Origin of the sequence: Pseudomonas sp. SMN11 (assembly GCF_052041945.1) — a bacterium.
Lineage (GTDB): Bacteria > Pseudomonadota > Gammaproteobacteria > Pseudomonadales > Pseudomonadaceae > Aquipseudomonas.
Map to the genome: position 1 here is coordinate 1 of NZ_JBKGGW010000011.1, position 12,222 is coordinate 12,222.

14 protein-coding genes are annotated in these 12,222 nt (G+C 62.0%); 9 read left to right on the top strand and 5 right to left on the bottom strand.

Features of this window, described 5'->3' with window-relative positions; genetic code table 11:
- Nucleotides 1-82 precede the first annotated feature (82 nt).
- The gene (gene tyrS / locus ACLEJU_RS12185) at nt 83-1,282 is read right to left on the bottom strand and encodes a tyrosine--tRNA ligase (protein ID WP_435422698.1); all 1,200 of its coding nucleotides are present in this window, start codon (nt 1,280-1,282) and stop codon (nt 83-85) included.
- 215 nt (nt 1,283-1,497) lie between these two features.
- On the opposite strand from tyrS, the gene ACLEJU_RS12190 reads away from it, so the two are divergent.
- Both ACLEJU_RS12190 and ACLEJU_RS12195 read left to right on the top strand, forming a co-directional pair.
- Nucleotides 1,498-2,916, top strand: a complete 1,419-nt coding sequence (locus ACLEJU_RS12190; RefSeq protein WP_103448752.1) for a peptidoglycan DD-metalloendopeptidase family protein — start codon at nt 1,498-1,500, stop codon at nt 2,914-2,916.
- Nucleotides 2,917-2,919: 3 nt separating this feature from the next.
- Complete coding sequence (locus tag ACLEJU_RS12195) at nt 2,920-4,011, top strand: anhydro-N-acetylmuramic acid kinase (RefSeq protein WP_435422697.1); 1,092 nt, start codon at nt 2,920-2,922, stop codon at nt 4,009-4,011.
- 58 nt (nt 4,012-4,069) lie between these two features.
- Here ACLEJU_RS12195 and erpA read toward each other — a convergent pair whose 3' ends face one another.
- Both erpA and argC read right to left on the bottom strand, forming a co-directional pair.
- Nucleotides 4,070-4,420 (bottom strand): iron-sulfur cluster insertion protein ErpA, encoded by a 351-nt coding sequence (gene erpA / locus ACLEJU_RS12200; protein WP_027917433.1) that lies wholly within the window; start codon nt 4,418-4,420, stop codon nt 4,070-4,072.
- 146 nt (nt 4,421-4,566) lie between these two features.
- Complete coding sequence (gene argC, locus ACLEJU_RS12205; protein ID WP_060484764.1) at nt 4,567-5,601, bottom strand: N-acetyl-gamma-glutamyl-phosphate reductase; 1,035 nt, start codon at nt 5,599-5,601, stop codon at nt 4,567-4,569.
- A gap of 142 nt (nt 5,602-5,743) precedes the next feature.
- Here argC and hemJ point away from each other — a divergent pair, with 142 nt between their 5' ends.
- From hemJ to ACLEJU_RS12235, 6 genes are all read left to right on the top strand, one after another.
- On the top strand, nt 5,744-6,169 hold the full coding sequence (hemJ, locus tag ACLEJU_RS12210; RefSeq protein WP_159408671.1) for a protoporphyrinogen oxidase HemJ: 426 nt from the start codon (nt 5,744-5,746) through the stop codon (nt 6,167-6,169).
- 23 nt (nt 6,170-6,192) lie between these two features.
- Nucleotides 6,193-7,149: an NAD(P)H-dependent flavin oxidoreductase gene (locus ACLEJU_RS12215; RefSeq protein WP_435422696.1), complete on the top strand. Its 957-nt coding sequence runs from the start codon at nt 6,193-6,195 to the stop codon at nt 7,147-7,149.
- 67 nt (nt 7,150-7,216) lie between these two features.
- Nucleotides 7,217-7,999, top strand: coding sequence for an SDR family NAD(P)-dependent oxidoreductase (locus ACLEJU_RS12220; protein WP_435422695.1), 783 nt, complete (start codon nt 7,217-7,219; stop codon nt 7,997-7,999).
- A gap of 62 nt (nt 8,000-8,061) precedes the next feature.
- A complete protein-coding gene (locus tag ACLEJU_RS12225; RefSeq protein ID WP_294336836.1) occupies nt 8,062-8,400 on the top strand; it encodes a histidine triad nucleotide-binding protein in 339 nt (112 codons plus the stop codon).
- A 66-nt stretch (nt 8,401-8,466) separates the two neighbouring features.
- Entirely contained in the window at nt 8,467-9,114 is a 648-nt protein-coding gene (gene coq7 / locus ACLEJU_RS12230) for a 2-polyprenyl-3-methyl-6-methoxy-1,4-benzoquinone monooxygenase (RefSeq protein WP_110639270.1), read from the top strand.
- Nucleotides 9,115-9,127: 13 nt separating this feature from the next.
- Nucleotides 9,128-10,168, top strand: coding sequence for a DUF2157 domain-containing protein (locus ACLEJU_RS12235; protein WP_435422694.1), 1,041 nt, complete (start codon nt 9,128-9,130; stop codon nt 10,166-10,168).
- A 44-nt stretch (nt 10,169-10,212) separates the two neighbouring features.
- Here ACLEJU_RS12235 and ACLEJU_RS12240 read toward each other — a convergent pair whose 3' ends face one another.
- Entirely contained in the window at nt 10,213-10,635 is a 423-nt protein-coding gene (locus tag ACLEJU_RS12240; protein ID WP_004376171.1) for an OsmC family protein, read from the bottom strand.
- 191 nt (nt 10,636-10,826) lie between these two features.
- Here ACLEJU_RS12240 and crp point away from each other — a divergent pair, with 191 nt between their 5' ends.
- Nucleotides 10,827-11,471, top strand: a complete 645-nt coding sequence (crp, locus tag ACLEJU_RS12245; protein ID WP_435422693.1) for a cAMP-activated global transcriptional regulator CRP — start codon at nt 10,827-10,829, stop codon at nt 11,469-11,471.
- Here the strand turns inward: crp and ACLEJU_RS12250 are convergent.
- Nucleotides 11,468-12,172, bottom strand: coding sequence for a lipoate--protein ligase family protein (locus ACLEJU_RS12250; RefSeq protein WP_054885198.1), 705 nt, complete (start codon nt 12,170-12,172; stop codon nt 11,468-11,470). The genes crp and ACLEJU_RS12250 overlap by 4 nt on opposite strands.
- Nucleotides 12,173-12,222 lie beyond the last annotated feature (50 nt).

The window sequence follows — 12,222 nt, forward strand, 5'->3', positions numbered from 1 at the left end:
AAAGAATTGTAAGGGGAGAGAAAAAAAAGGGGGGAGATCCCCTCCCCCCCCCCCGCTTCTATATAGCTATACCACCAGGCGATTACTCAGCCTTGAGGGTAACCCGGCCAAACGACTTCTTACCCGCCTGGCATACATGGGTCGCGCCGAGGGCAAACATGAAGTCCTTGTCGACCACCGCACCATCGACCTTCACCGCTCCACCACTGAGCAGGTCACGCGCCTGCGCCGAGTTCTTCACCAGGCCCGCACGGTTCAACACGGCAGCGATTGGCAAGTCTTCAGCTGCGGCCACTTCAATCTCCGGCAGATCTTCGGGCAGCTCGCCTTCCTTCATACGGTTACCCGCCGCACGGTGAGCATTGGCCGCAGCCTCTTCACCATGGAAGCGTGCAACGATCTCTTCGGCCAGCTTGATCTTGATGTCACGCGGGTTCGCACCGCCGGCAACGTCGGCGCGAAGCTGATCGATCTCTTCCATCGAGCGGAAGCTCAGCAGCTCGAAGTAACGCCACATCAGGGTGTCCGGGATCGACACCAGCTTGCTGTACATCACACCCGGTGCTTCCTGGATGCCAACATAGTTACCCAGCGACTTGGACATCTTCTTCACGCCATCAAGCCCTTCGAGCAATGGCATGGTCACGATGTTCTGTGCTTCCTGCCCATAGGAACGCTGCAACTCGCGCCCCATCAGCAGGTTGAACTTCTGGTCGGTACCACCCAGCTCCACATCAGCCTTCAGCGCCACGGAATCGTAGCCCTGCACCAACGGGTAGAGGAACTCGTGGATGGCAATCGGCTGATTGGTGGTGTAACGCTTGTCGAAGTCGTCACGCTCGAGCATGCGCGCAACGGTGTACTGCGATGCCAGACGAATGAAGTCGGCCGGCGTCAGCTTGTCCATCCAGGTGGAGTTGAACGCGACCTCTGTCTTGGCCGGATCGAGAATCTTGAAGACTTGCTGCTTATAGGTCTCGGCGTTTTCCAGCACCTGCTCGCGGGTCAGCGGCGGACGGGTGGCGCTCTTGCCGCTCGGGTCACCGATCATGCCGGTGAAGTCACCGATCAGGAAGATGACCTGATGCCCCAGCTCCTGGAACTGGCGCAGCTTGTTGATCAGCACCGTGTGCCCGAGGTGCAGGTCAGGCGCAGTCGGGTCGAAGCCTGCCTTGATACGCAGAGGCTGGCCGCGCTTGAGCTTCTCGACCAGTTCCGACTCGACCAACACCTCTTCCGCACCGCGCTTGATAAGCGCCAGTTGCTCTTCAACCGACTTCATAGACAGACCCGCAAGGCTCAGATTCAAAGGGAGCCAACCATACAAGATCGGCCGTCAATTACAAGTTTCGAAATGAAATGTGACCCGACCGACGCGTCACGGCGTCTACGCGCCCTTGCGCGAAAGTAGATTTGGTTATATTTTATACAGTTATTTCATCTTCATCATGTCATTCATCTTTTCCATATTCATTTTTCTTCAAAGTCACCTTACCTATGACCAACGAAACGCCTAAAGCGCCCCCGCTTTATCCGAAAAGCCATCTGTTGGCCGCCAGCGGCATCGCCGCCCTGCTCAGCCTGGCACTGCTGGTATTTCCCTCTAGCGAAGTAGAAGCCAAGAAGACAACCCTCAGCCTGGAGCTGGAAAGCCCGGCCGAGCAGCTGAAGGATGAGTCCAACGCCGCCCCGCTGGTACAGACTCAAGGCGATCAGGGTTCTCCCTTCGCACAGATCGACGGCGCCGAAACCAACACCGAACAGGCAGCACAAGAAGCGCCCGCCAGCGAGAAAAAGCCCGAAGCCAAGGAACCAGGCCACCGCGAAGTCACCGTTTCCCGTGGCGACACGCTGTCTACCCTGTTCGCCAAGGTCGGCCTGCCGGCCAATGCAGTGCACGACCTGCTGGCCAGCAACAAGCAAGCCAAGCAGTTCAGCCAGCTGAAGCATGGTCAGGTCCTGCAATTCGAACTCGACAAGGATGGCCAACTGGCCAGCCTGCACAGTAAAGTCAGCAACCTCGAAACCATCCGCCTGACCAAGACCGCCAAGGGCTACACCTTCGATCGCGAAATCAGCAAGCCTGTGGTCCGCACCGCTTACGCCCATGGCGTGATCAAGAGTTCGTTGTCGGCCTCAGCGCAGCGCGCCGGCCTGTCCCACAGCATGACCATGGACATGGCCAAGGTACTGGGCTATGACATCGATTTCGCCCAGGATATCCGCCCAGGCGACGAGTTCGACGTGGTCTACGAGCAGAAGGTGATGGACGGCAAGGTGGTCGGCACCGGCAACATCCTGTCCGCACGCTTTACCAACCGCGGCAAGACCTACACCGCCGTGCGCTACACCAACAAGCAGGGCAACACCAGCTACTACACTGCCGACGGCAACAGCCTGCGCAAGGCGTTCATCCGTACCCCGGTAGACTTCGCCCGTATCAGCTCGCGCTTCTCCGCCGGCCGCAAGCACCCCATCCTGAACAAGATCCGCGCGCACAAGGGCGTGGACTACGCCGCCCCGCGTGGCACGCCGATCAAGGCAGCCGGTGATGGGCGCATCGAACTGGCTGGCCGCCGCGGTGGTTACGGCAACACCGTGATCATCGCCCACGGCAACAGCTACAAGACCCTTTACGGTCATATGCAGGGCTTTGCCAAGGGCATCAAGACCGGCAGCAACGTGAAGCAGGGCCAGATCATCGGCTACATCGGCACTACTGGGCTGTCGACCGGCCCGCACCTGCACTACGAGTTCCAGGTCAACGGCGTGCACGTCGACCCGCTCAGCCAGAAGGTGCCGATGGCTGACCCAATCGCCAAGAACGAACGTCAGCGCTTCCTGCAGCAGAGCCAACCACTGATCGCCCGCATGGACCAGGAAAAGGCCACCATGCTCGCAGCGAACAAGCGCTGAGCCATGGCGCTATATCTGGGGGTGATGTCCGGCACCAGCCTCGATGGCCTGGACATCGCATTGATCGATCAAGGCGAGCAGCTTCAGCTGCTCGCCACTCACTACGTCCCCATGCCAGCCGATCTGCGCCAGCAACTGCTTAGCCTCTGCAGCAGCGGCGCTGACGAGATTGCCCGCGCCGCCCTGGCAGAAAACCGCTGGGCCAGCCTGGCAGGTGAAGGTGTGCGGCAATTGCTGACCAAGCACGGGCTACAGGCCGACGCCATCCGCGCCATCGGCAGCCATGGCCAGACCATCCGCCATGAGCCGGCTCGCGGATTCACTGTACAGATCGGCAACCCGGCGCTGCTCGCCGAGCTTACCGGCATCAGCGTGGTCGCCGACTTCCGCCGTCGCGATGTAGCGGCAGGTGGCCAGGGCGCGCCACTGGTGCCGGCATTCCATGAAACTCTGTTCAGTCACCTCGGCCAACACCTGGCGGTGCTCAACGTGGGCGGCTTCAGCAACCTGAGCCTGATCGAGCGCGACAAGCCCGTGCATGGCTTCGACTGCGGGCCAGGCAACGTATTGCTGGACGCCTGGATCGAGCGAACGCGTGGCCAGGCCTATGATGCCGATGGCGCCTGGGCTGCCAGTGGCAAGGTGCAAGGCGATTTGCTCAGCAGCCTGCTGAGTGATCCGTTCTTCGCCGGCAGCGGCCCGAAAAGCACCGGCCGTGAGGTATTCAACCTGCCCTGGCTGGATGGCCACCTGGCGGCACTGCCGGCCTACCGTGAAGAAGATGTGCAGGCCACCCTGCTGGAGCTGACCGCGCGCACCATCATCGAATCGCTGCAGAACGCCCAGCAAGATACCGAGGCGCTGCTGGTTTGTGGCGGCGGCGCTCGCAATGGCGCGCTGATGGCTCGGCTTGCTGAACTGCTGCCAAAGGCCAAGGTCACGAGCACCGGTGCCTATGGTGTGGATCCGGACTGGGTCGAGGCCATGGCCTTTGCCTGGCTCGCCCACTGCTGCCTTGAAGGCATAGCCGCCAATCGCCCAAGCGTGACGGCGGCCAAGGGGCTACGCGTACTCGGCGCGATCTACCCGGCCTGATCCCAAGCCAGAATGCAAAACGCCGCGCAATTGCGCGGCGTTTTCGTACAGCCTGGCCTCAGATCGAGAACGAGGAGCCACAACCGCAGGTAGTCGCGGCATTCGGGTTCTTGATCACGAAGCGCGAACCTTCCAGGCCTTCCTGGTAGTCCACTTCGGCACCGGCCAGATACTGGTAGCTCATCGGGTCGACCACCAGCGAAACACCTTCACGCTCGACAATGGTGTCGTCTTCGGCCACGTCTTCATCGAAGGTGAAACCGTACTGGAAGCCCGAGCAGCCGCCACCGGTGACGAACACGCGCAGCTTCAGGCGGTCATTGCCTTCCTCGGAAACCAGGTTCTTCACCTTTTGCGCGGCGCCGTGGGTGAATTCCAAAGCCGTAGGGGTGAAGGTTTCGACGCTCATGTTGATTCTCCCGGCGCAGTAGCCGCCATAAAACTCGATGACGCGCATTATCCGCTTCTCCGAGAAAATCGGTCAAGAATTGTGCGGCTTTAGTCGCGACAAACAAAGAGGCCCGCACACGGCGGGCCTTTTCGATCAACAAACGCTTACGGCAGCAGACCGGCATGGGACAGGCCCATGCGCTCGTCCAGGCCGAACAGGATGTTGAGGTTCTGGACTGCCTGGCCCGACGCGCCCTTGACCAGATTGTCGATCACCGACAGCACCACCACCAGATCACCACCCTGCGGACGATGAACGGCGATGCGGCAGACGTTGGCACCACGCACGCTCCGGGTTTCCGGGTGGCTGCCGGCCGGCATCACGTCGACGAACGGCTCATCGGCATAACGTTTCTCGAACAGCGCCTGCAGGTCTACCGACTTGTCGGCAACGGTCGCGTAAAGGGTGGCGTGGATACCACGGATCATCGGGGTCAGGTGCGGCACGAAGGTCAGGCCGATGTCCTTGCCAGCGGCCAAGCGCAGGCCCTGGCTGATCTCGGGCAGGTGACGGTGCCCTTTGACCGCGTACGCCTTCATGCTTTCGCCAGCCTCACAGAACAGCGAGCCGACCGCTGCACCACGGCCAGCGCCGCTGACGCCCGACTTGCAGTCGGCAATCAGGCGCGACGGGTCGGCCAGGCCGGCTTCCAGCAGCGGCAGGAAGCCCAGCTGGGTGGCGGTCGGGTAGCAACCCGGCACCGCAATCAGGCGCGCCTGGCGGATCTTTTCACGGTTGACTTCAGGCAGGCCGTACACGGCGTCCTTGAGCAGCTCTGGAGCGCCATGGGGCTGTCCATACCATTTGCCCCACTCGGTCGCGTCCTGCAGGCGGAAGTCTGCAGACAGGTCGATGACCTTGGTCCCGGCAGCCAGCAGTTCGCCAGCCAGGGCATGGGCGACACCGTGCGGGGTAGCGAAGAACACCACGTCGCAGGCGGCCAGGGTCTTGCTGTCCGGCACGCTGAAAGCCAGGCCGTCATAGTGACCGCGCAGGTTCGGATACATGTCGGCAACCGCCACGCCCGCTTCGGAGCGCGAAGTGATGACCGCCACTTCGGCCTGTGGATGCTGTGCCAGCAGACGCAACAGTTCGACCCCGGTGTAACCCGTGCCGCCGACGATACCGACCTTGATCATAACGCTTGCCCCTTATCAACGAGCCGTCTGGAAAGCGCACGATAATAGGGGCGCAAAGCGTCTGTAACAACTCTTGGGGTGCCCCTTCGGGCGCTTGGGCTCTACTATCTGACGACCGTGATTACCTGAAGGAACTCCCTCCATGCTTTACCTATGGATCAAAGCGCTGCATATCGTCAGCGTGGTCTGCTGGTTCGCCGGCCTGTTCTACCTGCCCAGGCTGTTCGTCTACCACGCCCAGAGCCAGGACAGCATCAGCCAGGAACGCTTCGTCACCATGGAGCGAAAGCTGTACCGCGGCATCATGAACCCGGCAATGATCGCCACCTACGTGTTCGGCGCCTGGATGCTCTACCTGACCCCAGGCTGGCTGAGCCAAGGCTGGCTGCATGCCAAGCTCACCCTGGTAATCCTGCTGACCGGCTACCATCACATCTGTGGTGCCCAGCGCAAACGCTTCGCCGCAGGCAGCAATACCCGCAGTCACGTCTACTACCGCTGGTTCAACGAGGTGCCTGTGCTGTTCCTGTTGGGCATCGTGATTCTCGTGGTGGTCAAACCGTTCTGACATAACCCGATGGAGCCTCACCCATGTCCCTGCCCGCTTCGCTCGAACAACGCCTGCGCTTGTCTGTGGTGGCGGCGCCGATGTTCCTGATTTCCAATCCCCAGCTGGTGCTGGCCTGTTGTGGCAGCGGCGTGGTCGGCAGCTTCCCAGCGCTCAACCAACGTGACAGCGCCGGCTTCAAGGCGTGGCTGGAAGAAATCGAGGCAGGCCTGGCACAGTTGAAGGCGCCAGCGCCCTATGCGGTGAACCTGATCGTCCACCCGACCAATCCGCGATTACAGGCCGATCTCGCACTGTGCGTCGAGCACCGCGTACCCATTGTCATCACCAGCCTCGGCGCCGTGAAGGAAGTGGTGGATGCGGTGCACGGCTACGGCGGCCTGGTGTTTCATGACGTCACCACCCGGCGCCACGCGGAGAAAGCCGCCGAAGCCGGCGTCGATGGGCTGATCGCCGTGGCAGCAGGCGCCGGCGGCCATGCCGGTACCTGGAGCCCGTTCGCCCTGGCGGCCGAAATCCGCCAGTTCTTCGACAAAACCCTGCTACTGGCCGGTTGCATCAACCATGGTCACGAGATTCTCGCCGCGCAGATGCTCGGCGCCGACTTGGCCTACATGGGCACACGTTTCATTGCCACCCAAGAAAGCCATGCCCAGGCAGCCTACAAACAGATGCTGCTCGAAGCCCAAGCCGCCGATATCATCCACACCCCCGCCGTGTCCGGTATCCCGGCCAGCTTCCTGCGCCCCAGCCTGGAAAAGGCAGGCTATGACATGGCGGCACTGAAGTCCGGGCACGAGCCGGGCAAGCTCAAGCCGATCGACGATGAAGCCAAGGCCTGGAAAACCGTCTGGTCGGCCGGCCAGGGGGTCGGCGACATCCATGACCTGCCCGCTGCCGCGACACTGATCGAGCGCTTGCACGGCGAGTACCGCACCGCTCTGGAGCGTACCCTAGCCTTGCGCGTCAAGGCCCTGTAGCAAAAGGCAACAACTCGCCCGGCCAGCCTGTACACTAGGCGCCCTCTTCAGTCCCCAGGAGCCTTGCATGACCCGTTACGCCATGATTACCGGAGCTTCCAGCGGCCTGGGCCTGGCCCTGGCGGAAGCCCTGGCACGGCGCGGGCGCAACTTGATCCTGGTGGCACGCCATCGAGAAACGCTGGAGCCGGTAGCGCTCGAGCTGGCCCAACGCTTCGGCGTCGAAGTGCTGCTGCGCGCCTGCGACCTCAGCCAGCCGCTGCGGCTGTCCGGCTTCGTGCTGGAACTGGAAGAAGGCGAACGACGCATCGACCTGTTGGTCAACTGCGCCGGCCAGCGGACATATGGCCCGTTCCTGGCCCACGAATGGGCCGACGAGCAGGACCTGCTGGAGGTCAATATCCTCGCCCTGAGCCGCCTATGCCATGCCATCGGCAACCTGATGGCGGTGCAAGGTGGCGGGCAGATCCTCAACGTCGCCGCCCTGGCCGCCATCGCGCCGGGTCCGGGCATGGCCACCTATGCCGCCAGCAAGGCCTATGTGTTGAATTTCAGCGAAGCGTTGCGTGAAGAGCTCAAGCCCGCCGGCATCAAGGTATCGGTACTTTGCCCCGGCCCGGTACGCTCATCGCGCCGGCGCATCCCCAGGCTTGAAGGCAATAGCCGTTGCCTGAGCCCTGAAGAAGTGGCGCTGTACACAGTGCGCGCCTTGGCCAGGAACCGCGCAGTGATCATGCCGGTACGTCGCAATCGCTGGCTGTCCTTCGCGCCGCGCCTGCTGCCGCGCTGGCTGACGCGCAAGCTGGCCGGCTTCATCCACCGCCGCTACTGCCCGATCGGCATGGAATAGCCTCTGGGCGAGTGGCGCCCGGCTGAGTACACTCGGCCGACACTCACCATGGAGCAAGTGCTGTGGAAGATTTATTCATCAAGATCATCAACCGGGAGATTCCGGCGAAGATCATCTACGAGGACGACCAGGTTCTGGCGTTCCACGACATCATGCCGCAGGCGCCAGTGCATTTTCTGGTCATCCCGAAAAAGCACATTCGCACCCTCAACGACCTGACCGAAGAAGACAAGGGCCTGGCCGGTCACATCCTGTTCACCGCACAGCGCCTGGCCAAGGAACTGGGTTGCGAGGATGGCTTCCGCGTGGTCATGAACTGCAACGAGCAAGGTGGCCAGACCGTCTACCACATCCACATGCACGTGCTTGGCCAGCGCCAGATGCACTGGCCACCGGGCTGACCCAAGGCAAGCTCCTCCCAAGCGATTGAGGTAAACTGTCGGGCATCACTTCAGCGGAGGTGCCCGATGGCCACCGAACGTCACTACTCGCCGCTCGACCGCTTGTTGCTGCAGGCCGATACCGCCATGCGCACCTTGCTGCCCTTCAGCGGCCAACCATCCCGCCCATCGCCGGCGATCATCCAACCGGATACGGAACTGGACGACGACCAAACCCGCCACATTGCCGGACTCATGCGTATCAACCACACTGGCGAAGTCTGCGCCCAGGCGCTTTATCAGGGCCAGGCCCTGACCGCCAAGCTGCCGCAAGTGCGCAAGGCCATGGAGCATGCAGCCGAGGAGGAAGTCGATCACCTGGCCTGGTGCGAACAGCGCATCCGCCAACTGGGCAGCCACCCGAGCGTGCTCAACCCACTGTTCTACGGCATGTCGTTCGGCATCGGCGCCCTCGCCGGCCTGGTCAGCGACAAAGTCAGCCTTGGTTTCGTCGCTGCCACCGAGCATCAGGTGTGCAAGCACCTGGACGAACACCTGGAACAACTGCCCCAGGAAGACGAGAAATCCCGCGCCATCCTCGAACAGATGCGCGTGGATGAAGAGCAGCACGCCGAGTCCGCACTCGAAGCTGGCGGCTATCGCTTCCCGATGCCGGTGCGTTTCGGCATGAGCCTGCTGGCCAAGGTCATGACCAAGAGCACCTACCGCATCTGACAAGGGCGCACACATGACGGACCGTATCGACGCCAAGGACCTGGCGCGCGCCGTGCAAGCCGGCGTACTCCATCCAGGCCAGGATCAGGCCTTGCTGGCGTTTCTGCGCCAGCAACCGCCCGCCCGGGGCAGTTTCCAGCTTGCCCATGTCGCATTCTACTTCGGCGCACTGCTGATCATGGGGGCGATGGGCTGGCTGCTCACCGAAGCCTGGATGAGTATTGGCGATGGCGCCTTGCTGGCAGTCGCCACGCTTTATATCGTCCTCCTCACGGCGTTCGCCCTCAACCTGCAAGGGCGCAAGCAACCGGTTGCCGCCGGTGTACTGGCCGCCGTCGCGGTCAGCATCGTGCCATTGGTCGTGTTCGCCATCGAACGCCTGACAGGCTGGTGGCCACTGGATGATGCGCAAGCGGATTATCACCAGTACTACACCTACGTGCAGGGCGGTTGGCTGCTGATGGAGGCCGCCACAGTGGTTGCCGGGCTGCTGATGCTGCGCCTGATCCCGTACCCCTTCGTGGTAATGCCAATTGCCTTAGCCCTGTGGTTCATGTCCATGGATCTGAGCGAATGGGTGTTTGGCTCGCCCTTCTCCTGGGAACAGCGACGCACGGTGTCGCTGTGGTTCGGGCTCGGTTTGCTGCTGGTGTTCCTGGTTATCGACGGTCGTACCCGCGAGGACTATGCCCATTGGGGCTACCTGGCCGGCCTGGCGGCATTCTGGGGTGGGCTGACGATGATGGACAGCGACAGCGAACTGGGCAAGGCGCTGTATTGCCTGATCAACCTGGGGCTGATGGGCATGGCGGTGCTGTTGCGCCGGCCAGTGTTCATGGTCTTCGGGGCGCTGGGAGTGGCGGCGTATCTGGGGTATCTGTCTTACGAGGTATTTGCCGAATCGCTGCTGTTCCCAGTGGTGCTGACCTTGATCGGACTGGGGGTGATCGGCTTGGGGTTGGGGTACCAGAAGCGGCGGGAGCAGTTGAGCCAGGCGGTCAGAAGCAGTTTGCCGGAATGGTTGTTGACCGCCCTTCCGGCCCTGCGCGACTGACTGGAGATCGCCGAGGCTGCTGTGCAGCCCCAAAAAACTCGAAGTCAGCCCAGCTCTACGATTTCGTAGCCATGGGTGATTTCAACACCGGCACGCTCGAGCATGATCGACGCCGAGCAGTACTTCTCTGCCGACAGCTCCACCGCACGCTTGACCTGAGCCTCTTTCAGCCCACGCCCTTTGACCACAAAGTTCATGTGAATCTTGGTGAACACCTTCGGGTCTTCACTGGCACGCTCAGCTTCCAGGAACGCTTCGCAGCTTTCCACCGCCTGGCGCGACTTCTTCAGGATGCTCACCACGTCGAAGCTGCTGCAGCCACCGAGGCCAAGCAGGAGCATTTCCATCGGGCGCACGCCCAGGTTGCGGCCACCGGCTTCGGGCGGGCCATCCATCACCACCACGTGGCCGCTCCCCGATTCACCGAGGAACATCGCTTCACCGGCCCACTGGATGCGTGCCTTCATCTGTCCGTACTCCTGGATTTCGCAAAAGGGTGTCAGCTTAAGCCTTGTATGCCTGTCGGAAAAGCTCAATGCGAGTCGCTTTAGTGTCAAAACTTCCAGCGCTGTCTGATAAGCTGGCGCCAATTGACTGGCGCGTCGCGTCAGACAAGGTCTAACAAGAGCCTATGCCTCGCATCGAACAGGATTTCGTGATGGTTGCCTCAGCCCTACCCGCCAAGATCAAGAACATCGACAAGCTGCTGGTTCACTGCCAGCGCCGCCGCTACACCGCCAAAAGCAACATCATCTGCGCTGGTGACCGTGCCGAAACGCTGTCGTTCATCATCAAGGGCTCGGTCACCATCCTGATCGAAGACGACGAAGGTCACGAGATGATCATCGCCTACCTCAACAATGGCGACTTCTTCGGCGAGCTGGGGCTGTTCGAACCGACAGGCGGCGAGCAACAGCGCAGCGCCTGGGTGCGCGCCAAGACCGAGTGCGAAGTGGCAGAGATCAGCTACGACAAGTTTCGCGAACTGGCTCGCCAGGACCCGGAGATTCTCTATGCCCTGGGCAGCCAGATGGCCCAGCGCCTGCGCAACACCACGCGCAAGGTCGGCGACCTGGCCTTTTTTGACGTTACCGGCCGCGTAGCCCGTTGCCTGCTCGACCTGTGCAAGCAACCGGATGCCATGACCCACCCGGACGGGATGCAGATCAAGATCACCCGCCAGGAAATCGGCCGAATCGTCGGTTGCTCACGGGAAATGGTCGGCCGCGTCCTCAAGGACCTCGAGGAACGCAGCCTGGTACAGGTCAAGGGCAAGACCATGGTTGTCTACGGCACCCGCTAATCCTTGGGCAGCGCCGCCAGCACGTCGCGGTAGGCTAGGGACAGGCGCTCGAACCAGGGCGCTTCGGGCGCCACTTCGTGCAGGGCGATGTGGCTGTCAGCGCGACAGCGCTGCTCAAGGTCACAGCATTCATTGAAGCGGTTGACAGCCGCGACCATTGATTCGCGCTCGTTGTCCAGCAGCAGCGCGCCATGCACCAGCACCACCGGGCGTTTGCCACCCAGGCCCTGGCGCCAGCGCTGGGCCGTGCCGACCAGTTTGCGGCCATTGAGGTTGACGTTGTAACGGCCATCGCAGAAGGCGCCATCGATTTCACCCACCGAGGCGACGCCGCCCCACTCGCGCAGCACATCGCACAATGGCAGGCACAGGCGCTCGTAGGCGCTTTCGATACGGCCATGATCGCCTTCGCTACGCGGAGCCACGTAGACCAGTGCAACGTTCACCGTCGCATGCGACTGCGGCACCGGCTCGCCACCGGTTTCTCGCAGCAGGACCGGCCAGCCGGCAATCGCCAGTTCCGAACAGGCGGCTTCGAAGTTGTCCAGGCGGCTCATGCGGCGCGGCATGACCAGGGCGTGATCGGTGGGGCGCCAGAACAGCACGCCGCAATCGCGCTCGCCGCGGCAAACGGCAGCCAGCAGCTCCTGCTCGGCGTGCAGACCCTGTTCGACAGTGAGGGCCAAGGGCTGATCGGTCATTGATCCACCTTTCATATTATTTTTGCGGGCATAAAAAAGCCGGCATCAAG

What these genes read in the sequence shown, in the direction of transcription:
- tyrS (WP_435422698.1), bottom strand. Translation starts at nt 1,282, where the DNA reads ATGAAGTCGGTTGAAGAGCAACTGGCGCTTATCAAGCGCGGTGCGGAA.
- ACLEJU_RS12190 (WP_103448752.1), top strand. Translation starts at nt 1,498, where the DNA reads ATGACCAACGAAACGCCTAAAGCGCCCCCGCTTTATCCGAAAAGCCAT.
- ACLEJU_RS12195 (WP_435422697.1), top strand. Translation starts at nt 2,920, where the DNA reads ATGGCGCTATATCTGGGGGTGATGTCCGGCACCAGCCTCGATGGCCTG.
- erpA (WP_027917433.1), bottom strand. Translation starts at nt 4,420, where the DNA reads ATGAGCGTCGAAACCTTCACCCCTACGGCTTTGGAATTCACCCACGGC.
- argC (WP_060484764.1), bottom strand. Translation starts at nt 5,601, where the DNA reads ATGATCAAGGTCGGTATCGTCGGCGGCACGGGTTACACCGGGGTCGAA.
- hemJ (WP_159408671.1), top strand. Translation starts at nt 5,744, where the DNA reads ATGCTTTACCTATGGATCAAAGCGCTGCATATCGTCAGCGTGGTCTGC.
- ACLEJU_RS12215 (WP_435422696.1), top strand. Translation starts at nt 6,193, where the DNA reads ATGTCCCTGCCCGCTTCGCTCGAACAACGCCTGCGCTTGTCTGTGGTG.
- ACLEJU_RS12220 (WP_435422695.1), top strand. Translation starts at nt 7,217, where the DNA reads ATGACCCGTTACGCCATGATTACCGGAGCTTCCAGCGGCCTGGGCCTG.
- coq7 (WP_110639270.1), top strand. Translation starts at nt 8,467, where the DNA reads ATGGCCACCGAACGTCACTACTCGCCGCTCGACCGCTTGTTGCTGCAG.
- ACLEJU_RS12235 (WP_435422694.1), top strand. Translation starts at nt 9,128, where the DNA reads ATGACGGACCGTATCGACGCCAAGGACCTGGCGCGCGCCGTGCAAGCC.
- ACLEJU_RS12240 (WP_004376171.1), bottom strand. Translation starts at nt 10,635, where the DNA reads ATGAAGGCACGCATCCAGTGGGCCGGTGAAGCGATGTTCCTCGGTGAA.
- crp (WP_435422693.1), top strand. Translation starts at nt 10,827, where the DNA reads ATGGTTGCCTCAGCCCTACCCGCCAAGATCAAGAACATCGACAAGCTG.
- ACLEJU_RS12250 (WP_054885198.1), bottom strand. Translation starts at nt 12,172, where the DNA reads ATGACCGATCAGCCCTTGGCCCTCACTGTCGAACAGGGTCTGCACGCC.